Below are 25,523 nucleotides of genomic sequence, written 5' to 3'. Positions count from 1 at the left end.
CCGATGATCTTCACCGTAGCCGTCCCCGGGCCACCCGGCACGTTCACCGGCCGAGTGCCCCGCAGGACGCCGTTCGACTCCTCCCGGTCTGCTCAGTCCTCGCTGGAGGTGGCGGGCAGCTTGGCCTGGATGAGATCCATGACGGTGCTGTCCGTGAGGGTGGTCACGTCGCCGAGCTGGCGGTTTTCGGCGACGTCCCGCAGCAGGCGGCGCATGATCTTGCCCGAGCGGGTCTTCGGCAGCTCGGCCACCGGCAGGATCCGCTTGGGCTTGGCGATCGGGCCGAGGGTGGCGCCGACGTGGCCTCGCAGCTCGCCGATGAGCGTCTCGGTCTCCGACGCCGAGCCGCGCAGAATGACGAAGGCGACGATGGCCTGCCCGGTGGTCTCGTCGGCGGCGCCCACGACGGCGGCCTCGGCGACCGCCGGGTGGGAGACCAGTGCCGACTCGACCTCGGTGGTGGAAATGTTGTGCCCGGAGACGAGCATCACGTCGTCCACCCGGCCCAGCAGCCAGATGTCGCCGTCCTCGTCCTTCTTGGCGCCGTCGCCGGCGAAGTACCTGCCCTCGAAGCGGGACCAGTAGGTGTCGAGGAACCGCTGGTCGTCACCCCAGATGGTGCGCAGCATCGACGGCCACGGCTCGGTCAGCACCAGGTAGCCACCGCCGCCGTCGGGCACCTCGTTCGCCTCGTCGTCGACGACCGTCGCGCTGATGCCGGGCAGCGGGCGCTGCGCCGAACCGGGCTTGGCCTCGGTGACGCCGGGCAGCGGCGAGATCATCATCGCGCCGGTCTCGGTCTGCCACCAGGTGTCGACCACGGGCGTGCGGTCGGCGCCGATGTGCTTGCGGTACCAGATCCACGCCTCGGGGTTGATGGGCTCGCCCACCGAGCCGAGGACCCGCAGGGAGGACAGGTCGTACTTGGCGGGGATGTCGTCGCCCCACTTCATGAACGTCCGGATCGCGGTGGGCGCGGTGTAGAGGATCGTGACCTTGTACTTCTGCACGATCTCCCAGAACCGGCCCTGGTGCGGGGTGTCCGGCGTGCCCTCGTACATCACCTGCGTCGCGCCGTTGGCCAGCGGGCCGTACACGATGTACGAGTGGCCGGTGACCCAGCCGACGTCGGCCGTGCACCAGTACACGTCCGTCTCCGGCTTGAGGTCGAAGACCGCCCAGTGGGTGTAGGCCGCCTGGGTGAGGTAGCCGCCGGAGGTGTGCAGGATGCCCTTCGGCTTCCCCGTCGTGCCGGAGGTGTAGAGGATGAACAACGGGTGCTCCGCCTCGAACGCCTCCGGGGTGTGCTCGGCGGACTGCCGGCCCACCACGTCGTGCCACCACAGGTCCCGGCCCTCGGCCCAGGCGACCTCCTGACCGGTACGGCGCACCACCAGCACGTGCTCGACCTGGTCGGCCTTGCTCAGCGCCTCGTCGACGGCGGGCTTGAGGGCGGACGGCTTGCCGCGCCGGTACCCGCCGTCGGCGGTGATGACGACCTTGGCGTCCGCGTCCTGGATGCGGGTCGCGAGCGCGTCCGCCGAGAAGCCGCCGAAGACGACCGAGTGGGCCGCGCCGATCCTGGCCGAGGCCAGCATCGCGATCGCGGTCTCCGGGATCATCGGCATGTAGATGGCGACCCGGTCGCCCTTGCGTACGCCGAGCTCCAGCAGGGCGTTGGCGGCCTTGGAGACCTCGTCCTTGAGCTCCGCGTAGGTGATCGCGCGGCTGTCCCCGGGCTCGCCCTCGAAGTGGATGGCGACGCGGTCGCCGTGACCGGCCTCCACATGGCGGTCCACGCAGTTGTAGGCGACGTTCAGCTCGCCGTCCTTGAACCACTTCGCGAACGGCGGGTTGGACCAGTCCAGCGTCTCGGTCGGTTCCTTGGCCCAGGTCAGCCGGCGGGCCTGCTCGGCCCAGAAGCCGAGCCTGTCAGCCTTGGCCTGCTCATACGCCTCCGCCGTGACATTGGCGTGTGCGGCCAGGTCGGCGGGGGGCGCGAACCTGCGTTCTTCCTTCAGCAGGTTGGCCAGGCTCTCATTGCTCACGACATCTCCCTTTCCAAGGGTGTCCGTTGTGTCCCAGGCCACAGCTCATCAGACCCGGGGGGCCGATGACAAGGGTCGCCCGGAAAATTGGTTTAGACCTGTCGGAAGGCTGTTGTCTGTCACCTCCGGCTTCCGGGGCGCCAGTTGGCAGGACCGCGCCCGGCCGCGCGGAAGGCTGTCGCGTGGTTGCGGCTGGAGGGGGTGGAGGGCGGGCGCCGACGGAATGGTCGGGGTTTGGTAAAAGAATCGTAATGCCACGTAAAGGTCTGGAATAGGATTTCGGAGTAAATGGAGGAAGAGATCACCTCTGGGTGTGAATTAATCATTTGATCGGCTTGTCATCCTCATCCCTTCTCGGCCCCGTGCGACCTTGGCCGCGCCGCCGGAGCAAGCCCGGCATATCGCCAGAAACGGCCCAAGTCAGCGTGTGCCTGAGAGAAGGAAGAAGGTGGGCGGAACATGGCCGCCACCCAGAGGATCGCCGTCGGCGCCATGGTCGCCGCGGCCTGTGCGGCGTCACTCGCCGGCTGTGCGGGAGACGCCACCGCCGTGCGACCCGGGGCGCCCGGCCCGGAGCAGGGTGCGCCGGCGCCGGGCAGCGTGTTCCGGCCGATCGGCGACGGATCGACCGCGTACACCGGAGCCCAGCCGCATCTGCCCAGGCCGGAACGGCTGAGCCCGGGTCAGAAGCCCCCGCAGTTCGTCGTGTTCTCCTGGGACGGCGCGGGCGAGGACAGCCAGAGACTGTTCTCGCACTTCCGCGAGGTCGCCAAGGAGAACAACGCGACCATGACGTACTTCCTCAGCGGGGTGTACCTGCTGCCGGAGGAGAAACGCGACCTCTACAAGCCGCCGCAGCACTCCGCGGGCCTCTCCGACATCGGGTTCAACGATGAACGGGGCATCACCGACACCCTTGAGCAGCTGCGGCTGGCCTGGCTGGAGGGCAACGAGATCGGTACCCACTTCAACGGCCACTTCTGCGGGCCCGACGGCGGGGTGGGCACCTGGTCGGTGGACGAGTGGAAGAGCGAGATCGACCAGGCCAAGAGGTTCGTGAAGTCCTGGCGGTCCAACACCGGCATGCGGGGTGAGGATCCGCTGCCCTTCGACTACGACAAGGAGCTGATCGGTGCCCGCACCCCCTGCCTGGAGGGGCGGAAGAACTTCGTGAAGGCCGCCCGTGACCTCGGCTTTCGCTACGACTCCAGCGGAGTCAACGACCAGGTCTGGCCCAAGAAGAAGGAGGGTCTGTGGGACCTGTCGATGCAGTTGGTGCCCTTCCCCGGTCACACCTATGAGCAGCTGACCATGGACTACAACTTCATGGTCGGCCAGTCCGGCACCCAGACCCAGGGCGACCCCGACAAGTTCGACTACTGGGGCGACCAGATGCGCGACGGCCTCCTCAAGGGCTTCTACCGCGCCTACGACGGCAACCGCGCGCCTCTGGTCATCGGCAACCACTTCGAGTCCTGGAACGGCGGCACCTATATGCGCGCCGTGGAAGAGGTGGTGAAGGAGGTGTGCACCAAGCCCGAGGTCCGCTGTGTCTCCTTCCGGCAACTGGTCGACTGGCTCGACGCCCAGGACCCGCGGACGCTGGCGCGGCTGCGTTCTCTGGAGGTCGGCGAGGCGCCCCGGCAGGGCTGGGCGTCCTTCCTGTCCGGCAGCCCGGCCCCGGCGCCCAAGGGCGTGCCCGGGGCGCCGGCGGTCCAGCGGTAGGCGTCAGGCGGGGGTCACCACGCCCTCGCCGAGCACGAAGCCGGGGTCGACCTGCGCCGCCAGGTCGGCCCCGGTGCGCTCGTTCCCCCAGGACTCGGCGTTCTTCAGGTGGAAGTGCACCATCTGACGGGTGTAGCGCTCCCAGTCGCGCCGTTCGTAGGTGGCGTCCACGGCGGCCCGGAGGGTCTCCAGGGCGCGGGCGTTGGCCTCTTCGAGGAGGTCGAACCGGGGCGGCCGGCCCTTCTCCATGGCGCGCACCCAGTCCGAGCGCCCGACCGTCACGAGCAGGTCGTCCCCGACCTCCGCGCGCAGGAAGTCGATGTCGTCCGGTTCGTGGATCTTGTTGCCGACGACCTTCAGGGCCACGCCGAAGTCCCGGGCGTACTCCTTGTACTGGCGGTAGACGGACACGCCCTTCCGGGTGGGCTCGGCGACGAGGAACGTCATGTCGAAGCGGGTGAACATGCCGGAGGCGAAGGAGTCCGAACCGGCCGTCATGTCGACCACCACGTACTCGTCGGGGCCGTCGACGAGGTGGTTCAGATACAGCTCCACCGCTCCCGTCTTGGAGTGGTAGCAGGAGACCCCCAGGTCGGCGTCCGTGAAGGGGCCCGTGACCATCAGGCGGACGGCGCCGCCGTCGAGTTCCACCGGGCGCGCGCAGGCGTCGTAGACCGGGTTGGGCTCGCGCACCCGGACCAGCCGCGATCCCTCGCCGGGCGGGGTCGTCTTGATCATCGTCGCGGCCGAGGCGATGCGCGGGTTGGTGCCGCGCAGATAGTCCTTGATCAGCGGGAGCTGTTCGCCCATGGCGGGCAGCGCCGCCGCCTCCTCCTCGCCGAGGCCGAGGGCGGGGCCGAGGTGCTGGTTGATGTCCGCGTCGATGGCGACCACCGGGGCGCCGGCGGCGGTGAGATGGCGGATGAAGAGGGAGGAGAGCGTCGTCTTGCCGCTCCCGCCCTTCCCGACGAAAGCAATTTTCATGTTCACCAAGGGTAGCGGGATGATCGCTGTATGTGTCACGGGGAAGTGAAGAAGACCACTCCTTCGTGGGGCGGGCCGCCGGGGTGCGTACTGTCGTACCCATGAGTACGACAGGCGCGACCGCCGACCCGCTCTCCGCCTTGGGCTCGCTGCCCGGTGTTGCCGAATCCGTGGAGTCCGTACGCAAGGCCGTGGACCGGGTCTACGGCCACCGTGTCATGCGGCGCCGCAGCAACGAGATCACCTCCGAGGCGGCCCTGCGCGGCGCCCGGGGCTCGGCGGCGCTGTCCGGGGCGGACTGGGCCCTGGAGGAGGTGCGGCGGCGCACCGACTTCGGCGTCGACGCGGAGGCCCGCGTGATGGGCGCGGCCCTGCGGCTCACCGCCGAGGCGGGGCAGCTGCTGTCCATCTGGCGCCAGTCGCCGCTGCGGGTGCTGGCCCGGCTGCACCTGGTGGCCGCGGCCGACGGCGCCGAGCAGGTGGGCAGGCCGCGTCAGGCCGGCGAGCCGGTGGACGAGCCGCTCGTCGAACTGCCGCTGCCCGACGCCGGGGAGGTCTCCGGCCGGCTGGAGGGGCTGGCGGACCTGATCATCGCCGGCACCTCGGCCCCGGCGCTGGTGACGGCCGCCGTCGTGCACGGCGAGCTGCTGGCGCTGCGCCCCTTCACCTCGTACAACGGCCTGATCGCGCGCGCGGCCGAGCGGATCGTGCTGGTCGGCAGCGGCCTTGACCCGAAGGCCGTCTGCCCGGCCGAGGTCGGCCACGCCGAACTGGGCCGCGCCCCCTACCTGGCCGCCCTGGAGGGCTACGTATCCGGCACGCCCGAGGGTATGGCGGCGTGGATCGCCCACTGCGGGCGAGCGGTCGAGCTGGGCGTGCGCGAGTCGACGGCGGTCTGCGAGGCGCTCCAGCGCGGCGCTGCCTGAGCGGACTGCCTGAGCGGGAGAAAGAGATGCGGCGGTACGAATTGTCGTACCGCCGCTGGCATGCTCACCGGGTTACCAGGCGTCCTCGATATGTCGCCCATCAGGTCGGGGTGCTTTGCCCGTCCTGGTGCGGCTGGCCCGTAATCGACGGGTCGACGTCGCGTGGGTGCCCGGTGTTCATGCGAGGTCCGTGGGCCAAGTGCGTAGACAGGGAATCCTCCCGGATGTCCTTTTGGTCTCGCGGGCCTAGGTTCTTTGTACCGCGAGCCGGGAGGAAGCGGAACCCCTCCCCGCACTTCTTTACTTTCGCCTTCGAACAGGGCGGAACGGGCGCGGCTCAGGCCGTGGCGCGGCGCCGGCTGGCGTACCAGACGAGCCCGGCGGTCGCCGCCGCCGCGCCTATCGCCGCCGCCGCGACCAGCGCGGGGCGGGGCGGTACCGAGAACGTCGGCAGCCGCTTCTTGAGCGGGACCGGGCGGCGGAACTCCAGGACCGGCCATCCCTGCGCGAGGGCCTCGCGCCGCAGTGCGCGGTCAGGGTTCACCGCGTGCGGGTGCCCGACGGTGCGCAGCATCGGCAGGTCGGTCGCCGAGTCGCTGTAGGCGTAGCAGCGGTCGAGGTCGTAGCCCTCGGACGCGGCCAGCTCCCGGATGGCCTCGGCCTTGGTCGGGCCGTAGGCGTAGTACTCCACCTCTCCGGTGAAGCAGCCGTCCTCGCCCACGACCATGCGGGTGGCGACCACCCGGTCCGCCCCCAGCAGTTCGCCGATCGGCTCGACCACCTCCGCGCCGGAAGTGGACACGATCACGACATCGCGGCCGGCCGCGTGGTGCTCCTCGATGAGGGAGGCCGCCTCGTCGTAGATGATCGGGTCGATCAGGTCGTGCAGGGTCTCGGCCACGATCTCCCGCACCTGCTGGACGTTCCAGCCGCGGCACAGCGCGGAGAGATACTCGCGCATCCGCTCCATCTGGTCGTGGTCCAGACCGCCGGCCAGGAAGACGAACTGGGCATAGGCGGTACGCAGGGCGGCCCTGCGGTTGATCAGGCCGCCTTGGTAGAAGGACTTGCTGAAGGTGAGCGTGCTCGACTTCGCAATGACCGTCTTGTCCAGGTCAAAGAAGGCCGCCGCGCGGGGCAAGGAGTGGTTTTCCACACCCTTGAGCATAGGGGCCCACCATTCGGCGTAAGGTGGGGCGCGTGGGTTTGCCTGAGAGGGCTCTCGGGTACACCATGGAAGTCACGGATCGTTCGCGACCGTGCTAACCCGGTCCGACTCCTCCCCCCCCGAGTCGGCCGTGGGGACGACCCCCGCTCTCCCCCCCGGCGGGGGTCGTCGCATGTCCGGGCGGGTTTTCTCGCTCTTCCCCGTTCTTCACGCGGCCGTACGGCCGGCGTCACGCCGCCGTTGCCGCTCCTTCGGCATGCCCATGATTCGTTACCCAGGGTAATCGCTGGACTGCTCTGGGGAAGTCGCCCGCGGATCGGTGCAGGGGTCACCGGTATGGGTGACGAAGTTATTCACAGGACCTGCGTTGTCCACAGTTTTCCACCAAGATCCACATTATTTCGCGGATCGGTCCACGGTGTTTCCAGCGCGCTCCGGCCGCGGCGAGTTCTTGGCCGGTTCCGATTGCCCGCAGCGCGTATGGCCGGTTTCCGCCGGCCGTTCACAGGGAGGCCGCTCGGCGGTTCTTCACACCTTTGGGAATCGCGTGGCCCGAGCAAGCCGCGCGGCCCGTACAGCGAAGGGGGAACACCCGTGACCGGAACCGTCACCCACGACCCGCCGCCCGGCCCCGCGGACCGGCCCGGACGGCCGCTCATCATCACCGAGGACGCCGACCTCCTGGACGATCTGCTGCGCCTGTGCGCGGCGGCGGGCGCCACCCCGGAGGTGCGCCACGACGTGCCGGACTCCGGCGACGGCTGGACGACGGCCCCGCTCGTGCTCGTCGGCGACGACGCCGCCCGCCGGGTGGGCGGGGCCGCGCGCCGGCCCGGCGTGGTCCTGGTCGGCCGCGACCAGGACGACCCCGACGTGTGGAAACGCGCCGTCCTGATCGGCGCCGACCACGTCCTGATGCTCCCCGACGGCGAGGCCTGGCTGGTCGACCGCATCGCCGACGTCGCCGAGGGCATCGGCCGTCCGGCCCTCACCGTCGGGGTGATCGGCGGCCGGGGCGGCGCCGGGGCGTCCACCCTCGCGTGCGCGCTCGCCGTCACCTCCGCGCGCGAGGGAGTGCGCACCCTGCTGGTCGACGCCGATCCGCTGGGCGGCGGACTCGACGTGCTCCTCGGCGGCGAGAGCGCCGACGGGCTGCGCTGGCCCGCCTTCGCCGCCTCCCGCGGCCGGGTCGGCGGCGGTGCCCTGGAGGAGTCGCTGCCCGAACTGCACTCCCTGCGCGTGCTCAGCTGGGACCGCGGGGACTGCGTCGCCGTGCCTCCACCCGCGGTGCGGGCGGTGCTGGCGGCCGCCCGGCGGCGCGGTGGCACGGTCGTGGTCGACCTGCCCCGCCGTCTCGACGACGGGGTGGCCGAGGCCCTCGCCCAGATCGACCTGGTCCTCCTCGTCGTCCCGGCCGAACTGCGGGCGGTCGCCGCGGCCGACCGGGTCGCCGCCGCCGTCGGCATGGTCGTCCGCGATCTGCGGGTGGCGGTCCGCGGACCCTACGCACCCGGGCTGGACGACCACGAGGTGGCCCGGCTGCTCGGCCTGCCACTGGCCGGCCAACTGCCCGTCGAACCGGGGTTGCTCCGCCCGCAGGCGAGTGCCAAGGCCCCCGGCGCGACCGGGCGCGGCCCGCTCGCCCGGTTCTGCGCGCACTTCTGGGAGCGCGTGCTGGTCGAGTCGGGAGGCACCCGATGAGCCTGCCCGGACTCGACCGGGCCGACGGCGCGGCCCTGCTCGACGGCGTCCGCCGCTGGCTCGCCGAGAGCGGTGCCGAACCCACTCCCGCGCGCGTGGCCCAGGCGCTGCGCGAACAGGGCCGGGTGCTCGGCGACGCCGAGGTGCTCGGCACGGCCGAACGCCTGCGGTCCGAACTCGTGGGCACCGGCCCCCTGGAGCCACTGCTCGCCGACCCGGACGTCACCGACGTGCTGGTGTCCGCCCCCGATCGGGTGTGGGTGGACCGCGGCGGCGGCCTGGAGCTGACCACGGTCACCTTCCCGGACGCGGCGGCCGTACGGCGTCTCGCGCAGCGGCTGGCCGCGGTGGCCGGACGCCGGCTGGACGACGCCCGGCCCTGGGCGGACGCCCGGCTGCCCGACGGCACCCGGCTGCACGCGGTGCTGCCCCCGGTCGCCGTCGGCTGCACCTGCCTCGCCCTGCGCGTGGTGCGGCCCCGGGCGTTCACCGTCGGGGAACTCGTCGCGGCGGGCACGGTGCCGCCCGGTGGCGAGCGAATCCTGGAAGCGCTGATCGAGGCCCGGCACTCGTTCCTCGTCAGCGGTGGCACCGGTTGCGGCAAGACCACCTTGTTGAGCGCCCTGCTGGGGCTGGTCGGACCGGGCGAGCGGATCGTGCTCGCCGAGGACTCGGCCGAGCTGAGGCCGGACCACCCGCACGTGGTCCGGCTGGAGACCCGGCCCGCCAACCAGGAGGGGGCCGGCCTGGTCACCCTTGAGGACCTCGTACGACAGGCGCTGCGGATGCGGCCGGACCGGCTGGTCGTCGGCGAGGTGCGGGGCGCCGAGGTCGTGCATCTGCTCGCTGCCCTCAACACCGGCCACGGCGGCTGCTGCACGGTCCATGCCAACGCCGCCGCCGACGTACCGGCCCGACTGGAGGCGCTCGCCACGGCCGCCGGGCTGGACCGGGCCGCGCTGCACAGTCAGTTGGCGGCAGCCCTCTCGGTGGTGGTGCACCTCGTGCGGGACCGCTCCGGGCGGCGCCGGATCGACGAGGTCCACGTCCTGGAGCGGGACCCCACCGGGCTGGTGCGGACGGTACCGGCCCTGCGCTGGGGCGAGCGGGCGTTCGTCCGGGAGCGGGGGTGGGGGCGGTTGCGGGAGCTGCTGGGGCCGTGCGCGGAGGCCGGGGGCGGATGAAGAGCGGCGGAGGGGGAGCGGGGTGAACGAGATCCCGGCCGGTGCGGGCTGGGGACGGACGCGGTCCGGAAGGGGTGTGCACCGAGGACGGACGGCGTCCGCCAGGAGGCCGTGCCGGGAGCGAGGGGAGAGGCGATGGAAGCGATCGGACGGATGGCGATGGAAGTGATCGGTGAGGTGTCGACAGGAGGCGCCCTGCTCTGCCTCGGCGCGTTGGCCTGGCTGCTGGGCGGCCGGCACTACGGGGTCCGGCGGGCCCGGCTGGTGCTGGCCGGCGGCCCGGTGGTGGCGACCGGACCGCCCGCCTGCCAGCAGGCCCTCATGGACCTGCGCCGATGGCGCGGCCGGTGGGGTGCCGAGTGGGCGGCCCTCGGCGCCGGGCTGGTGATCGCGCTGTGGGGCGCTTCGGTGATCCCGGTCCTCGCGGGGGCGGCAGGGGTGCCGGTGCTGCGCCGGGTGCGGCTGGCCCGGCAGGCCCGGGACGCCCGGGAGCGGCGGGCCGACGCGGTGATCGCCCTGTGCGGGGTGCTCGCCGGGGAGGTCCGGGCCGGGCGGCAGCCGGGGGCGGCGCTGTTGCGGGCCGCGCGGGACTCCGCCGGGCTCGGTGACGCGCAGGCCGCGGTGGTGGCGGCGGCGCGGTTCGGCGGAGACGTGCCGGGCGCGCTCGCCGCGGCGGCCCGGCAGCCGGGTGCCGAGGGGCTGCTCGGACTCGCCGCGTGCTGGCGGGTGGCCGTGGACCAGGGCGCCGGACTCGCCACGGGCCTGGACCGGCTGGACGGTGCCCTGCGCGCCGAGCGGGACGGCCGGGCCGACCTGCGTGCCCAGTTGGCGGGCGCCCGGGCCACCGCCGTGCTGCTCGCCGTACTGCCCGTCCTCGGACTGCTGCTCGGCACGGCCATGGGCGCGGACCCACTGCGCGTACTGCTGCACACCGGGGCCGGCCTCGGCTGCCTGATGGCCGGGGCGGTGTGCGAAGCGGCCGGGATGTGGTGGGCGACACGGATCGTACGAGGGGCGGAGGCGGTGTGAGGGCGGATCGGCGGGTTCCGGGGAAGCGGCCGGTCCGCGAGGCGGGACGGCCAGGGAGGTCCGGGATGCGAGAGGGGCGGGTCGGGTGAGCGGGGACGTTGTCCACAGGCTGGGGATGGCCGGGGCCGCCGTACTGGTGCTCGGCTGGGGTGCCCGGCGGCTGGAGCTGGCACGTCGGCGGCGTCGGGCGCGGCGCCGGGTGGCCGGGTTGCTGGGGTACGAGGTGCCGTCGGGACCGGCGGGCGCGGTGCCGTTCGCGCTGCCGCGCGGCGCACGCCGGTTGCTGGCACCGGCCGGCGCGGCGTGCGGGGCGTGGGTGCTGGTCGGCGGGGCCGCCGGAGTGGTGCTGGGACTGGGCGTCGGTGCCGCGCTCTGGCGGTGGCGGGACCGGCAGACGGCGGCGGCCGGGCGGTCCGAGGCGGTCGACATCGCCGGGGCCGCGCGCAGGCTCCCGCTCGCGGCCGACCTGCTGGCCGCCTGCATCGCCGCCGGTGCCGCCCCGGTGCTCGCCGCCCAGGCCGTGGGAGAGGCCCTCGGCGGGCCCGTCGGGCAGGCGTTGGCGCGCGGTGCCGCGGAGGTCCGGCTCGGCGGCGCGCCGGCGGACGCCTGGCGGAGCCTCGCCCTGCTGCCCGGTGCCGGAGCCCTGGCGCGGCTGCTGGAGCGGGCCGACGACTCCGGGTTCGCCGCGGCCGGCCCGGTCGCCCGTCTCGCGTCGGACGCGCGCGCGGAGTGGGCCCGTACGGCGACGGCTCGGGCGCGGCGGGCGGCCGTACTGATCTCCGCTCCGGTCGGACTGTGCTTCCTGCCCGCGTTCGTCGCGGTCGGGGTGGTGCCTGTCGTGATCGGTCTGGCGGGCGGGGTGACGGGAGGGGGGTGAGCGCGAGGCGGACGAGAGCGGACGGGCAGGAAGCCGTCCGGCGAGCACGGAGAACGACTACAGACCCGAAACCTTACGGGGGTTGAGATGTTCGGAAAGATCAGGAAAGTAGCGGCGAGGCTGCGCAGGGTGTGCCGGCAGGACACCGGAATGGTGACGTCCGAGTACGCCATGGGAATCGTCGCGGCCGTCGGGTTCGCGGTGCTGCTCTACCAGGTCGTCACCAGCGGCCAGGTCCAGGCGGAGCTCCAGGCCATCGTGAAGAAGGCCCTCAGTGCCCGGATGTGAGGAAGGAGGAACGCGGGGCGGGGACCACGGGTTCGTGACCGTGGAGGCGGCCATGGCGCTGTCCGTGCTGGTGGCGTTCACGATGGCGCTGGTCTCGGGGCTGCTCATGATGGCGGCGCGGATCGAGTGCGTGGACGCGGCCCGCGCGGGCGCCCGGGCCGCCGCCCGGCAGGACCCGCCCGGCGCGGTGGTGCGGGTGACGCGGGATACGGCTCCGCGAGGAGCGCGGGTGACCGTCGCACGCGAGGGCGACCGGGTCCGGGTCACGGTGGTGGCCCGGCCCCCGCTTCTGAGCGGGCTGCCCGTCGAGGTACGCGAGGAGGCGGTGGCGCTTGCCGAGGACACCGTGCGCACGGGGGAGGCGCTGCCGTGAGGCGCGGGTACGAGCTGACCGGCGAACAGCGGCCCGCCGACGGCGTACGGGAAGACACGAGGGCGCCCGGGGGTGGACGCGGCCGACTGGGCCGGTGGCGGGCCGGCCGGGGGCACCGTGAGGAAACGCCCGGGCAAGGGCGTGGCCGGCGGGAGTGTGGTCGGCGGAGGTGTGCCGCGACCCGGGAGTCTGGGCGTGGGGTGCCGGGCCGGTGGATCTGCGTGGAGGCGGCGCGGGCGGTGTCCCGGTGGTCGTGGTTCGGCCGGGGACGTCGTGCGTCGGTGCCGGGCCGCGTGCACGCGGGCGTGGCGTGGCGGTGGGGGGCCGACCGGGGGTCGGCCACCGTGTGGAGCCTGGGGGCGATGGCCTTGTTGTGCGCGGTGTTCGGCGCGGTGCTCTTCTACGGGCAGGCCGTCGCCGTACGGCACCGGGCGGCCGGCGGCGCGGACCTGGCGGCGCTCGCGGCGGCGGACCACTGGGCCGAGGGCGGCACCGTGGCCTGCGCCCGCGCCGGGCGGCTGGCGGCGGCCCAAGGGGTACGGCTGGTGCGGTGCGCGATCGTGGGTGACACCTCGGACGTGACGGCGGCCGTAGGGAGAGGGCCGTTCGCGGCGGAGGTCAGGGCGAGAGCGGGCCCGCCGGGGCCGGTGCCGCCGATGATCCCGGACGGGTTCCGGGGCGTGCCGCCCGCCGGACCGGGAGCGCACCCGGAACCGCCCAGCCCCTGACCAGCCCCTGGCCACAACCCTGACCAGCCTTGGTTCCCCCTCCGCCCCTAACCCGCACCCACCCCGTCCGCCGGCTCCGCCGCCGCTCCCCGCAGCAGCACCGTGAGAAGTCGTACCGCCCCCCGCTTGTGCAGTGGGTCGTTGCCGTTGCCGCACTTGGGGGACTGGATGCAGGACGGGCAGCCGGCCTCGCACTCGCAGGAGGCGATGGCCTCGCGGGTGGCGGACAGCCAGGTGCGGGCGGTGTGGAAGGCGCGCTCGGCGAAGCCCGCGCCGCCGGGGTGGCCGTCGTAGACGAAGACCGTGGGCAGGAGGGTGTCGGGGTGCAGCGGCACGGAGACTCCGCCGATGTCCCAGCGGTCGCAGGTCGCGAAGAGGGGCAGCATGCCGATGGAGGCGTGCTCGGCGGCGTGCAGGGAGCCGCCGAGGATCTCCGGGGTGATCCGGGCCTCGTCCAGCTGGTCCTCGGTGACCGTCCACCACACCGCGCGGGTGCGCAGCGTACGAGGAGGGAGGTCGAGTTTCGTCTCGCCCAGCACCTCGCCGGTGATGAGGCGCCGACGCAGATAGGAGACCACCTGGTTGGTGACCTCCACCGAGCCGAAGCACAGGCGGCCGGAGCCCCACGGGATCTCGGTGTCCGTCTCCAGGATGGAGATCGACGTGGTGTCGCGGGCGACGGTCGAGTACGGCGGGTCGGCCTGCTCGACCAGGGCGACGGAGTCCTCCAGGTCCAGGGAGCGCACCAGGTAGGTGCGGCCCTGGTGCAGGTGGACGGCGCCCTCGTGGACCGAGGAGTGCGCGGCGCCCGCGTCGACCGTGCCGAGCAGCCGGCCCGTGCCGGACTCCACGATCTGCACCGGGCGGCCCCCGGCGCCGCGGATGTCGGTGAGGTCGGCGGCCCGCTCCCGGCGGGTCCAGTGCCAGGCCCGGGTGCGGCGGCGCAGCAGCTTCGCGGCCTCCAGCTGCGGCAGCACGTCCGCGCAGCCGGGACCGAAGAGCTCCAGGTCCTCCTCGGTCAGCGGCAGCTCCGCGGCGGCGGCGCACAGGTGCGGGGCGAGGACGTAGGGGTTGTCGGGGTCGAGGACCGTCGACTCCACCGGTTGGTCGAACAGGGCCTCGGGGTGATGGACGAGGAAGGTGTCCAGCGGGTCGTCGCGGGCGACGAGGACCGCCAGGGCGCCCTGGCCGGAGCGGCCCGCGCGACCCGCCTGCTGCCACAGGGACGCGCGCGTGCCCGGGTAGCCGGCGATCACCACCGCGTCCAGGCCGGAGACGTCCACGCCCAGCTCCAGGGCCGTCGTCGCCGCGAGACCGAGGAGTTCGCCGGAGTGCAGGGCGCGTTCCAGGGCGCGGCGTTCTTCGGGGAGGTAGCCGCCGCGGTAGGCCGCGACACGCCGGACCAGGGAGCGGTCGACCTCGGCGAGCCGCTCCTGGGCGATGACCGAGATCAGCTCGGCGCCGCGCCGGGAGCGGACGAAGGCGACCGAGCGCACGCCCTGCACGGTCAGGTCGGTCAGCAGATCGGCGGTCTCGGCGGTGGCGGTGCGCCGTACGGGAGCGCCCTTCTCGCCCTGCAACTCGGTGAGCGGGGGCTCCCAGAGGGCGAAGACCAGCTCACCGCGCGGGGAGGCGTCGTCGGCGACCTCCAGCACCGGCAGGCCGGTCAGCCGGCGGGCGGAGGCCGCGGGCTCGGCGGAGGTCGCCGAGGCCAGCAGGAACACGGGGGAGGAGCCGTAGCGGGCGCACAGGCGGCGCAGTCGGCGCAGCACCTGGGCGACGTGCGAGCCGAACACACCGCGGTAGGTGTGGCACTCGTCGATGACGACGTACCGGAGCGACTTCAGGAAGGAGGACCAGCGAGGGTGGGAGGGAAGTATCCCGCGGTGCAGCATGTCCGGGTTGGTGAGGACGTAGTTGGCGTACTGCCGGATCCACTCCCGTTCCTCGAACGGGGTGTCGCCGTCGTACACGGCGGGGCGTACCGAGGTGCCGAGAGGTTGTGAAAGTTCCTTCACCGACCGGCACTGGTCCGCCGCGAGCGCCTTGGTGGGCGCCAGGTAGAGGGCGGTGGTGCCGCGTCCGTTCGGGGCCTCGGACCCGTCCAGGAGGGTGGACAGGACGGGCACGAGATAGGCGAGGGACTTGCCGGAGGCGGTGCCGGTGGCGACGACCACGGAGTTGCCGTCGAGGGCGTGCTCGGCCGCCTGTGCCTGGTGTGCCCAGGGATGCGCGATTCCGCACGCCTGGACGGCCGCGATCACCTCGGGGCGAATCCGGTCAGGCCAGACGGCATGGCGGCCCGCGCGCGGGGGCAAGTGCTCCGTATGAGTGATGCGCGCAGCCCGGCTCGGCCCGGAGGCGAGCCGGTCCAGGACCGCGCCCGGAGACGGTCGGGACGCCGGGCCCGCCGGGGTTCGATCGGATCGGTGATTCTTGGCCATCGGCACCGAGTGTGTCACTGGTGTGACGGACAATGGAGTCAAGGCGTCGTGCACGCCTGCCGGTAAGTGATTGAATGCCATCGCGGCTGGCGAAGCGTCCCGGGGGCCGCAAGCCGAGGTGCCCGAGGGACAAACGCTCGATAGCAAGGTGCTGGAGGATCCGTGGACCTGTCCCTGTCGACCGAGACCGTCGGCGATCGTACGGTCGTCCGAGTCGGTGGCGAAATCGACGTGTATACCGCGCCCAAGCTGCGCGAGCAGCTGGTCGAGCTGGTGAATGACGGGAGTTTCCACCTCGTCGTCGACATGGAGGGCGTGGACTTCCTCGACTCCACCGGGCTCGGCGTGCTGGTCGGCGGCCTGAAGCGGGTGCGTGCCCATGAGGGCTCGCTGCGCCTGGTCTGCAACCAGGAGCGCATTCTCAAGATCTTCCGTATCACCGGCCTCACCAAGGTGTTCCCGATCCACACCACGGTCGAGGAAGCGGTGCAGGCCACCGACTGATCGGCCGCAGGCCGATTCCGGGACCGGTCGCCGGCGCCGGGCTCCCTCCGGGGCCCGTCGTCGGCCGGTCCCGTCCTGGGCCGCGCCGACGACGCGGACGCCGACGACGCGGATGACGCAGACCAGACGCTGCGGACAGGGCGGCCCGGGGTAGAGCAAGGACACCAGGGGGTGCGGTCGCCCGGCGGCGGCCCCGTCCCCGACCGCACGCCCGTAGTCGCGAGGGGGATGCATGGCCACCGTCGAACTCCGCTTCAGCGCGCTGCCCGAACACGTCCGGACCGCCCGGCTGGTGGCGGCAGCGGTGGCACGCAGGGCGGGAGTGGACGAGGCCGTCCTGGACGAGGTGCGCCTGGCCGTGGGGGAGGCGTGCTCCCGCGCGGTGGGACTGCACCAGAGCAGCGGCGTCACGGCACCGGTGAAGGTGGCGCTGATCGAAGAGGAGAAACAGTTCTCCATCGAGGTCGGCGACGAGGCGCCGCACGCCGTCGCGGGCGGTGACGCGCCCGGCACCGCACGGGACGGCGAGACCGAGGTCGAGGAGGACGAGATGGGCCTGGCGGTCATCAGCGGCCTCGTCGACGACGTGGAGGTCACCACCGGACCGAACGGCGGACTGATCCGCATGACCTGGCCGACGACACCGCCGGCCACGGCGCTCGTCTGACCGACGGCGCAGCCGCACCCGCGAGGGCCCTGCTCAGCAGGGCCCTCGTCGTATTTTCCGGCCGCTCCGGAATTCGTGAAGGAATTCACGATCAATAGCCCGATAATTTGATCAAGCGCCAATGCGGCCGTCAATGCCCTGAGGGCATTACTTCTTTCGGGTTCCATGTCGTTCTCTCGATCATTTGCTGAAGAGCGCGAGCAGGCCGAATCCGTTTACCGTCCCCTGTTTAGATCACTCCGGGGTACCTACAATCCGTCCACATCTTGAGCTCAGCCCAAGCGTCAAGGAGGACGAATGGCGGGGCTTTCTACCCCTCATCTGGGTCATCCCACTTCTCTCGCAGCAGCGGTCCTGACCGACGACAATCGGATCATCGTCGCCGTTATCGCGGCCGTCGCCCTGGCCGCGCTGGTGGTCGCGGGGGTCCTGGTCCGGCAGGTACTCGCGGCGGGCGAGGGAACCGACAGCATGAAACGGATCGCCGAGGCGGTCCAGGAAGGCGCCAAGGCCTATCTCGCCCGGCAGTTGCGCACGCTCGGCGTATTCGCCGTCGTCGTGTTCTTCCTGCTCATGCTGCTGCCCGCGGACGACTGGAATCAGCGGGCCGGCCGCTCGGTGTTCTTCCTGATCGGAGCGGCGTTCTCGGCGGCCACCGGCTATATCGGCATGTGGCTCGCCGTGCGCAGCAACGTGCGGGTCGCCGCGGCGGCCCGGGAAGCGACTCCCGCGGAAGGCGAACCGCGAAAGGATCTCACCACCGTCTCGCACACCGCGATGAAGATCGCGTTTCGCACGGGCGGCGTCGTCGGCATGTTCACGGTGGGGCTCGGCCTGCTGGGCGCCTCCTGCGTGGTGCTGGTGTACGCCGCCGACGCGCCGAAGGTGCTGGAGGGCTTCGGCCTCGGCGCCGCCCTGATCGCCATGTTCATGCGGGTGGGCGGCGGCATCTTCACCAAGGCCGCCGACGTCGGCGCCGACCTGGTCGGCAAGGTCGAGCAGGGCATTCCGGAGGACGACCCGCGCAATGCCGCGACCATCGCCGACAACGTGGGCGACAACGTCGGCGACTGCGCGGGCATGGCGGCCGACCTCTTCGAGTCGTACGCCGTGACCCTGGTGGCCGCGCTGATCCTCGGCAAGACCGCCTTCGGCGACTTCGGACTGGCCTTCCCGCTGCTGGTGCCCGCCATCGGCGTGATCACGGCGATGATCGGCATCTTCGCGGTCGCCCCGCGCCGCGCCGACCGCAGCGGCATGACCGCGATCAACCGCGGTTTCTTCATCTCCGCGGTGATCTCGTTGGCGCTGGTCGCGGTGGCCGTCTTCGTCTACCTGCCGGGAAGCTACGCCGGCCTGGACGGCGTCACCGACGCGGCGATCAAGGGCAAGGACGGCGACCCGCGCGTCCTCGCGCTGGTCGCGGTCGCCATCGGCATCCTGCTCGCCGCCGTCATCCAGCAGCTGACCGGCTACTTCACCGAGACCACCCGCCGCCCGGTGCGGGACATCGGCAAGACCTCCCTGACCGGGCCGGCCACCGTCGTCCTGTCCGGCATCTCGGTCGGACTGGAATCGGCCGTGTACACCGCCCTGCTCATCGGGCTCGGGGTGTACGGCGCGTTCCTGCTCGGCGGTACGTCGATCATGCTGGCGCTGTTCGCGGTGGCCCTGGCCGGCACCGGCCTGCTCACCACGGTCGGCGTGATCGTCGCCATGGACACCTTCGGGCCGGTCTCCGACAACGCGCAGGGCATCGCCGAGATGTCCGGTGACGTCGAGGGCGCGGGCGCGCAGGTGCTCACCAACCTGGACGCGGTCGGCAACACCACCAAGGCCATCACCAAGGGCATCGCCATCGCCACCGCCGTGCTCGCCGCGGCGGCGCTGTTCGGGTCGTACCGCGATGCGATCACCACCAACGTGCAGGACGTCGGCGCCAAACTGACCGGGCCGGGCTCGCCGCTCAGCCTGTCGCTGGACATCTCGCAGCCCAACAACCTGGTCGGGCTGGTCGCGGGCGCCGCGGTCGTCTTCCTGTTCTCCGGGCTGGCCATCAACGCCGTTTCGCGCTCGGCCGGTTCGGTGGTGTTCGAGGTGCGGCGGCAGTTCCGCGAGAAGCCCGGGATCATGGACTACACCGAGAAGCCCGAGTACGGCAAGGTCGTCGACATCTGCACCAAGGACGCCCTGCGCGAGCTGGCCACGCCCGGTCTGCTCGCCGTCATGGCGCCGATCTTCATCGGGTTCACGCTCGGTGTCGGCGCGCTCGGCTCCTACCTCGCCGGTGCCATCGGCGCGGGCACGCTGATGGCGGTGTTCCTCGCCAACTCCGGCGGCGCCTGGGACAACGCCAAGAAGCTGGTGGAGGACGGCCACCACGGCGGAAAGGGCAGCGAGGCGCACGCGGCCACGGTGATCGGGGACACGGTCGGCGACCCCTTCAAGGACACCGCCGGACCCGCGATCAATCCGCTGCTGAAGGTCATGAACCTGGTCGCGCTGCTCATCGCGCCGGCGGTGATCAGGTTTTCCTACGGCGACGACAAGAACCTCGGTGTGCGGATCGGTATCGCGGTCTTCGCGCTCCTGGTGATCATCGTGGCCGTGTACGTCTCCAAGCGGCGTGGCATCGCCGTCGGTGACGAGGACAACGCCGAGCGGGTCACCAACTCGCCCGACGCGGCGGTGGTTTCCTAGCCCGGACCGGCAGGACCCGGGTGACGGACGGGCGGCCGGCGCGTGCTGACGCGCCGACCGCCCGTCTTGCCGTGTGGGCCCGGCCACGTCGTGAGCCTTCTCTCCCATGGCACAAAAGGTCATAAAAGCTGGCTGATCTCTCGCCCGGTAGCGGGGGCGAGGCCGCCCGCCGTGTAGATTCCGGGGGCCGAGAGCCATGGAAGGGACCAATCCGGTGAACAAGAAGCTCGCGGCCGCACTGTCCAGCGGTGCGGTACTGGCAGTCGCGCTGACGGGGTGCGGCGGCAGCGAAGACAAGGGGCCCGACCCCAAGCTGGTGTCCTGGGCCAAGACGGTGTGCGACGCCGTGCCCGCCCAGAGCGCCAGGATCAAGTCGGCCAACGCGTCGATCGCGTCCATCGCCACGGACAGCAACCTTCCGCCCAAGGAGGCCCAGAAGACGTACGTCGAGGCCTTCCAGAACCTCGCCGACGGCTACAAGGCCCTCGCGGGCGCCCTCGACAGCGCCGGCGCGCCCCCCGGCATCGACGGCGGAGCCAAGCTCCAGAAGGACGCCGCCAGGAACCTGGCCGGCCTTGCCACGTCGTACACCGAGCTGAAGAAGACGGTCGAGGGGCTCGACACCAAGGACCAGGGCAAGTTCGCCAAGGGCCTGAAGACGGTCGCCGGGCAGACCAAGGAGGTCGGCAAGCAGGGCGACGACGGCACCGAGGCGCTGAAGCGGCTGGAGCAGGGCGAGGTCAAGGAAGCCATGGCCGAGCAGCCCAGCTGCAAGGTCGCCGCGTCCGCGGCGGCACAGCCCACCGGCTCGGCGGCGACCGGCTGACGTCGGCGAACGGCCCGCGCGGAGTCCGCCCCGGCGGCCCGCCGCGGGCCACAATGGGGGCGTGACTGACACCGGACCCGCTTCCCTGCCCGCCGCCGACCGGCCCGACATCGCCGCGCGCCTGAGGGACGCGCTGCTGGCCGCCTCCTTCACCGCCGACGGACTGCTCGACCTGCTCGGCGCGCCCGCGTACGCGGCCCTGGCCCGCAGCGAGACCGTGCCCGCCCTGCGGGCGACCCGCGGCGACACGCCGCTGGAGACGCTCGTACGGCTGTTCCTGCTCCAGCAGCCGGTGCCGCACGCGCGCGTGGCGGCCGTGCTGCCCGTCCAGGAGGCGCTGGAGGCCGGCTGGCTGCGACGCGTGGGCGGCGACGAGGTGGCCGCGACCGTGGACGTGCGGCCCTACGGCGGTCCCGGCGGCGAGGACTGGTTCATCGTCTCCGACCTCGGCTGCGCGGTCGGCGGGGCCGGCGGCATCGGGCAGCACGAGGAGGGCGTCGTGCTGGGCGTCGGCGGCGCCTCCACCACCCTCGCCGGCATCACCGTGCGCACCCCCGTCGCCTCCGCCCTGGACCTCGGCACCGGCTCCGGCATCCAGGCGCTGCACGCCGCCCAGCACGCCACGCGCGTGACGGCGACCGACCTCAACCCGCGCGCGCTGCACATCACGGCGCTCACGCTGGCGCTGTCCGGGGCGCCCGCCGCCGAGCTGCGCGAGGGCTCGCTCTTCGAGCCGGTCCGCGACGACGAGACGTTCGACCTGATCGTCTCCAACCCGCCGTTCGTGATCTCCCCGGGCGCCCGGCTGACGTACCGGGACGGCGGCATGGGCGGGGACGATCTGTGCCGCTCGCTCGTTCGGCAGGCGGGGGAACGGCTGGCCGAGGGCGGGTTCGCGCAGTTCCTCGCGAACTGGCAGCACGTGGCGGGGGAGGACTGGCAGGACAGGCTCAGGTCGTGGGTGCCGCGCGGCTGCGACGCCTGGATCGTGCAGCGCGAGGTGCAGGACGTCACACAGTACGCCGAGCTGTGGCTGCGGGACGCCGGTGACCACCGCGGCGACCCGGCGGAGTACCAGGCGCGCTACGACGCCTGGCTCGACGAGTTCGAAGCGCGCAAGGTCAGGGCGGTCGGCTTCGGCTGGATCACCCTGCGCAAGACCGGCTCCGCCGAGCCCGTCGTCACCGTGGAGGAGTGGCCGCACCCGGTCGAGCAGCCGCTCGGCGAGACGATCCGGGCGCACTTCGACCGGCTCGACTACCTCCGGGACCACGATGACGCGGCGCTGCTGGACAGCCGTTTCAAGCTCGCCCCCGAAGTGGTCCAGGAGCAGGTCGGGCTGCCCGGCGCCGAGGACCCCGAGCATGTCGTGCTGCGCCAGCACCGCGGGATGCGGCGGGCGACGAAGGTGGACACGGTCGGCGCCGGGTTCGCGGGCGTGTGCGACGGCACGCTGAGCGCGGGCCGCATCCTGGACGCCATCGCCCAGCTCGTCGGCGAGGACGCGGTACTGCTCCGCGACCGCACCCCCGCCCAGATCCGGCTGCTGGTGGAGCAGGGCTTCCTGGAGCCGGCGGCGCACTGAGCGGCCGCGCGCACCGGTCGTACACCGCGAGCCGGGGCCCGGAAAGGGTCCCGGAGGCGCCGGGGCGCGCCGCTCTTCGTAAAACGGCCGGAAAAATATGGCCGAGGAATCCGGAGAGTGTCCCCTCGCTCGTATGTTTGATTATGCGTCGATCTTCCGTTCACCCTGATGTCGCCCGCCCGTCTCCCGTGCGTGCCACTCTCCCCGCGCCGGGCGGAACCGGCGGCGGGAAAGGGGTGGGCGGGCGATGGAGAGTGGGCCGACGATCTTCGCGGGAGCGGTGTTCGCCCTGTTCGGGGCCGGTCTGCTGGCGTGGACCTGGGCGCGGCTGCGGCGCGGGGAACCGGTGGGCCTCGGTGTGAACCGGATCGCATCCTCCGCCCTCGCGGCCATGGCCGGAACCGTCGCCCTGGCCCTCGGCGGGTACTGCCTGACCCGGCTCTGAGGCCGTGGAACGCGGCTCCGGCGGGTAAGAGGAGCGTTACGCTCCGGACAGGGGTGCGGAGGCGGCCGGGTGGTCCGGGCGGCAGGAATGGCGGTAGTCGGGTTACCGTTCGAGTGGCCGTTGTGGGCTTTTCCCGTTTGACACGGGGGCGGGATGTAGCGTCACACTCCGCAGCGTCACACGAGCCAGCAGTACGCCGCGACCCCGGGACCAAGGCCTGGGGAGGCCCCAGCGTCGACCGGAGAGAAGAGCGAAGTTGTCCCCGACCAGCGAGACCGCACACGGCGGTCGCCGACTCGTCATCGTCGAGTCGCCTGCCAAGGCGAAGACGATCAAGGGCTACCTCGGCCCCGGTTACACCGTCGAGGCGAGCGTCGGGCACATCCGCGACCTTCCCAACGGTGCCGCCGAGGTGCCCGAGAAGTACACCGGCGAGGTCCGCCGCCTCGGTGTGGACGTAGAACACGACTTCCAGCCGATCTATGTCGTCAACGCGGACAAGAAGGCCCAGGTAAAGAAGCTCAAGGACCTGCTGAAGGACTCCGACGAGCTGTTCCTCGCCACCGATGAGGACCGGGAGGGCGAGGCGATCGCCTGGCACCTCCAGGAGGTCCTGAAGCCGAAGATCCCGGTCAAGCGGATGGTGTTCCACGAGATCACCAAGGACGCGATCCGCGCGGCCGTCGCCAACCCGCGCCAGCTCAACCAGAAGCTGGTCGACGCCCAGGAGACCCGCCGCATCCTCGATCGCCTCTACGGCTACGAGGTCTCCCCGGTGCTGTGGAAGAAGGTCATGCCCCGGCTGTCGGCCGGCCGCGTGCAGTCCGTCGCCACGCGGCTCGTCGTGGAGCGGGAACGCGAGCGCATCGCCTTCCGCTCCGCCGAGTACTGGGACCTGACGGGCACCTTCGCCACCGGCCGCGCCGGAGACCCGTCGGACCCGTCGTCGCTGGTCGCGCGCCTCCAGACCGTCGACGGCAGGCGGGTCGCGCAGGGCCGCGACTTCGACTCCGTGGGACAGCTCAAGAGCGCGGGCACTCTCCACCTCGACGAGGCGACCGCCCGTGGCCTCGCCGCCGCCCTGGAGAACACCCGCTTCTCCGTGCGCTCCGTCGAGTCCAAGCCGTACCGCCGCTCGCCGTACGCGCCGTTCCGCACGACGACGCTCCAGCAGGAGGCGAGCCGCAAGCTCGGCTTCGGCGCCAAGGCGACGATGCAGATCGCGCAGAAGCTGTACGAGAACGGCTACATCACGTACATGCGTACGGACTCCACGACCCTGAGCGACACCGCGATCTCCGCGGCCCGCGCCCAGGTCACGCAGCTGTACGGCGCCGACTACCTGCCGCCGCAGCCCCGCACGTACGCCGCCAAGGTCAAGAACGCGCAGGAGGCCCACGAGGCCATCCGTCCGTCGGGTGATCGTTTCCGCACGCCCGCGGAGACCGGTCTGACCGGCGACCAGTTCAGGCTCTACGAACTGATCTGGAAGCGGACCGTCGCCTCCCAGATGAAGGACGCGACCGGCGACAGCGTCACGGTGAAGATCGGCGGCACGTCCGCCGACGGCCGGGACGTCGAGTTCAGCGCGTCCGGCAAGACGATCACCTTCCACGGCTTCCTGAAGGCCTACGTCGAGGGCGCCGACGACCCGAACGCCGAGCTCGACGACCGCGAGCGCCGGCTGCCGCAGGTCGCCGAGGGCGACGCGCTGTCCGCCGAGCGGATCACGGCCGACGGCCACGCCACCAAGCCCCCGGCCCGCTACACCGAGGCCAGCCTGGTCAAGGAGCTGGAAGAGCGCGAGATCGGCCGCCCGTCCACGTACGCGTCGATCATCGGCACGATCCTGGACCGCGGCTACGTCTTCAAGAAGGGCACCGCCCTGGTGCCGTCCTTCCTGTCCTTCGCCGTGGTCAACCTGCTGGAGAAGCACTTCGGGCGGCTCGTCGACTACGACTTCACCGCCAAGATGGAGGACGACCTCGACCGGATCGCCGCGGGCGAGGCGCAGGCCGTGCCGTGGCTGAAGCGCTTCTACTTCGGCGAGGGCCGGGGCGTCGGCAGCGCGGCCGAGGCGGGCAACGGCGACGGCGACCACCTCGGCGGCCTCAAGGAGCTGGTGACCGACCTGGGCGCGATCGACGCCCGCGAGGTCTCCTCGTTCCCGGTGGGCAACGGCATCGTGCTCCGTGTCGGCCGCTACGGCCCGTACATCGAGCGCGGCGAGAAGGACACCGAGGAGCACCAGCGCGCCGACATCCCGGACGACCTGGCGCCGGACGAGCTGACCGTCGAGCTGGCCGAGGAACTGCTGGCCAAGCCGAGCGGCGACTTCGAGCTGGGCACCGACCCCGAGACGGGCCACCAGATCGTCGCCAAGGCCGGCCGCTACGGCCCGTACGTCACGGAGGTGCTGCCCGAAGGCACCCCGAAGACCGGCAAGAACGCGGTCAAGCCGCGGACGGCCTCGCTGTTCAAGTCCATGTCGCTCGACACGGTGACGCTCGAGGACGCGCTGAAGCTGATGTCGCTGCCGCGTGTCGTCGGCACGGACGCCGACGGCGTGGAGATCACCGCGCAGAACGGCCGCTACGGCCCGTACCTGAAGAAGGGCACGGACTCGCGTTCACTGCAGTCCGAGGACCAGATCTTCACGATCACGCTGGAAGAGGCCCAGGCGATCTACGCCCAGCCGAAGCAGCGGGGGCGGGCCGCGGCCAAGCCGCCGCTGAAGGAGCTGGGGGAGGACCCGGTCTCCGGGAAGCCGGTCGTGGTCAAGGACGGCCGCTTCGGTCCGTACGTCACCGACGGCGAGACGAACGCGACCCTGCGCTCCGGCGACAGCGTCGAGACGATCACTCCTGAGCGTGGTTTCGAGCTGCTCGCCGAGAAGAGGGCGAAGGGACCGGCCAAGAAGACCGCGAAGAAGGCGACGGCCAAGAAGACCGCTCCGGCGAAGAAGACCGCGGCCAAGAAGACGACCGCCAAGAAGACGACGGCCGCCGCGAAGAAGACGACCGCCAAGAAGACGACCGCGAAGAAGACCACGGCTGCCAAGGCGTCGGGTTCCGGGGCGGAGGACTGACGACGGAGCCGGGGCGGGGGCCGGCTGAGGCCTTCCTCGCGGGTGAGCGGGCGTCTCTTTCGCAGGGGTGTCCGCTCACGGCATTCCGTCGCCGTGCACTCGGCCTTGCCTGCCGTGTCGCGCTTCGCGTCCGGCTTCGCGAAACGTACGCCCGCCCCGGCGCCCGCACGGCGCCGGGGCGGACGTGCGTCCGGACACGCGAGGTGTGGTGTCAGCGGCTGCGGATAGGCTGA

The 25,523-nt window shown here is 72.0% G+C and carries 20 protein-coding genes; 16 read left to right on the top strand and 4 right to left on the bottom strand.

Annotated elements, in window-relative coordinates; translation table 11 throughout:
- Positions 1-92: 92 nt before the first annotated feature.
- Complete coding sequence (gene acs, locus Srubr_RS29725) at positions 93-2,048, bottom strand: acetate--CoA ligase (protein WP_189997900.1); 1,956 nt, start codon at positions 2,046-2,048, stop codon at positions 93-95.
- A 459-nt stretch (positions 2,049-2,507) separates the two neighbouring features.
- Between acs and Srubr_RS29720 the strand changes: the two genes are divergently transcribed.
- A complete protein-coding gene (locus Srubr_RS29720; protein ID WP_189997899.1) occupies positions 2,508-3,773 on the top strand; it encodes a polysaccharide deacetylase family protein in 1,266 nt (421 codons plus the stop codon).
- A gap of 3 nt (positions 3,774-3,776) precedes the next feature.
- Here Srubr_RS29720 and Srubr_RS29715 read toward each other — a convergent pair whose 3' ends face one another.
- A complete protein-coding gene (locus Srubr_RS29715) occupies positions 3,777-4,757 on the bottom strand; it encodes an ATP-binding protein (RefSeq protein WP_189997898.1) in 981 nt (326 codons plus the stop codon).
- Between the two features lie 101 nt (positions 4,758-4,858).
- Between Srubr_RS29715 and Srubr_RS29710 the strand changes: the two genes are divergently transcribed.
- Entirely contained in the window at positions 4,859-5,683 is an 825-nt protein-coding gene (locus Srubr_RS29710) for a Fic family protein (protein ID WP_189997897.1), read from the top strand.
- 337 nt (positions 5,684-6,020) lie between these two features.
- Here Srubr_RS29710 and Srubr_RS29705 read toward each other — a convergent pair whose 3' ends face one another.
- On the bottom strand, positions 6,021-6,851 hold the full coding sequence (locus tag Srubr_RS29705; RefSeq protein WP_189997896.1) for an HAD family hydrolase: 831 nt from the start codon (positions 6,849-6,851) through the stop codon (positions 6,021-6,023).
- A 594-nt stretch (positions 6,852-7,445) separates the two neighbouring features.
- Between Srubr_RS29705 and ssd the strand changes: the two genes are divergently transcribed.
- From ssd to Srubr_RS29670, 7 genes are all read left to right on the top strand, one after another.
- Positions 7,446-8,552 carry a septum site-determining protein Ssd gene (gene ssd, locus Srubr_RS29700; protein ID WP_189997895.1) on the top strand — a complete coding sequence of 369 codons (1,107 nt, stop codon included), beginning with the start codon at positions 7,446-7,448 and terminating at the stop codon, positions 8,550-8,552.
- Entirely contained in the window at positions 8,549-9,736 is a 1,188-nt protein-coding gene (locus tag Srubr_RS29695; protein ID WP_189997894.1) for a TadA family conjugal transfer-associated ATPase, read from the top strand. The genes ssd and Srubr_RS29695 overlap by 4 nt, the downstream gene beginning before the upstream one ends.
- A 135-nt stretch (positions 9,737-9,871) precedes the next feature.
- Positions 9,872-10,765 carry a type II secretion system F family protein gene (locus tag Srubr_RS29690; protein ID WP_373313606.1) on the top strand — a complete coding sequence of 298 codons (894 nt, stop codon included), beginning with the start codon at positions 9,872-9,874 and terminating at the stop codon, positions 10,763-10,765.
- An 85-nt stretch (positions 10,766-10,850) separates the two neighbouring features.
- Positions 10,851-11,642, top strand: coding sequence for a type II secretion system F family protein (locus tag Srubr_RS29685; RefSeq protein ID WP_229926880.1), 792 nt, complete (start codon positions 10,851-10,853; stop codon positions 11,640-11,642).
- An 87-nt stretch (positions 11,643-11,729) separates the two neighbouring features.
- The gene (locus Srubr_RS29680) at positions 11,730-11,930 is read left to right on the top strand and encodes a DUF4244 domain-containing protein (protein ID WP_189997893.1); all 201 of its coding nucleotides are present in this window, start codon (positions 11,730-11,732) and stop codon (positions 11,928-11,930) included.
- Between the two features lie 34 nt (positions 11,931-11,964).
- Positions 11,965-12,303 (top strand): TadE family type IV pilus minor pilin, encoded by a 339-nt coding sequence (locus Srubr_RS29675; protein ID WP_189997892.1) that lies wholly within the window; start codon positions 11,965-11,967, stop codon positions 12,301-12,303.
- A 281-nt stretch (positions 12,304-12,584) separates the two neighbouring features.
- A complete protein-coding gene (locus Srubr_RS29670) occupies positions 12,585-13,031 on the top strand; it encodes an Rv3654c family TadE-like protein (protein ID WP_308439937.1) in 447 nt (148 codons plus the stop codon).
- Between the two features lie 47 nt (positions 13,032-13,078).
- On the opposite strand, the gene Srubr_RS29665 is transcribed toward Srubr_RS29670, so the two are convergent.
- Positions 13,079-15,556, bottom strand: a complete 2,478-nt coding sequence (locus Srubr_RS29665; protein WP_189997890.1) for a DEAD/DEAH box helicase — start codon at positions 15,554-15,556, stop codon at positions 13,079-13,081.
- 81 nt (positions 15,557-15,637) lie between these two features.
- Here Srubr_RS29665 and bldG point away from each other — a divergent pair, with 81 nt between their 5' ends.
- From bldG to topA, 7 genes are all read left to right on the top strand, one after another.
- Positions 15,638-15,979, top strand: a complete 342-nt coding sequence (gene bldG, locus Srubr_RS29660; protein ID WP_189997889.1) for an anti-sigma factor antagonist BldG — start codon at positions 15,638-15,640, stop codon at positions 15,977-15,979.
- 232 nt (positions 15,980-16,211) lie between these two features.
- The gene (locus Srubr_RS29655) at positions 16,212-16,646 is read left to right on the top strand and encodes an ATP-binding protein (protein WP_189997888.1); all 435 of its coding nucleotides are present in this window, start codon (positions 16,212-16,214) and stop codon (positions 16,644-16,646) included.
- A 297-nt stretch (positions 16,647-16,943) separates the two neighbouring features.
- On the top strand, positions 16,944-19,346 hold the full coding sequence (locus Srubr_RS29650) for a sodium-translocating pyrophosphatase (RefSeq protein WP_189997887.1): 2,403 nt from the start codon (positions 16,944-16,946) through the stop codon (positions 19,344-19,346).
- Positions 19,347-19,542: 196 nt separating this feature from the next.
- Entirely contained in the window at positions 19,543-20,172 is a 630-nt protein-coding gene (locus Srubr_RS29645) for a small secreted protein (protein WP_189997886.1), read from the top strand.
- Positions 20,173-20,233: 61 nt separating this feature from the next.
- Entirely contained in the window at positions 20,234-21,757 is a 1,524-nt protein-coding gene (locus tag Srubr_RS29640; RefSeq protein ID WP_189997885.1) for a N5-glutamine methyltransferase family protein, read from the top strand.
- Positions 21,758-22,004: 247 nt separating this feature from the next.
- Positions 22,005-22,202, top strand: a complete 198-nt coding sequence (locus Srubr_RS29635) for a hypothetical protein (RefSeq protein WP_189997884.1) — start codon at positions 22,005-22,007, stop codon at positions 22,200-22,202.
- A 256-nt stretch (positions 22,203-22,458) separates the two neighbouring features.
- Positions 22,459-25,290, top strand: coding sequence for a type I DNA topoisomerase (topA, locus tag Srubr_RS29630; RefSeq protein WP_189997883.1), 2,832 nt, complete (start codon positions 22,459-22,461; stop codon positions 25,288-25,290).
- The last annotated feature ends 233 nt before the right edge of the window (positions 25,291-25,523 follow it).

It is taken from the genome of Streptomyces rubradiris, from assembly GCF_016860525.1.
Classification (GTDB): domain Bacteria; phylum Actinomycetota; class Actinomycetes; order Streptomycetales; family Streptomycetaceae; genus Streptomyces; species Streptomyces rubradiris.
Note: the sequence above shows the minus strand (reverse complement) of the source record. Positions and strands in the feature narration are given on the sequence as shown.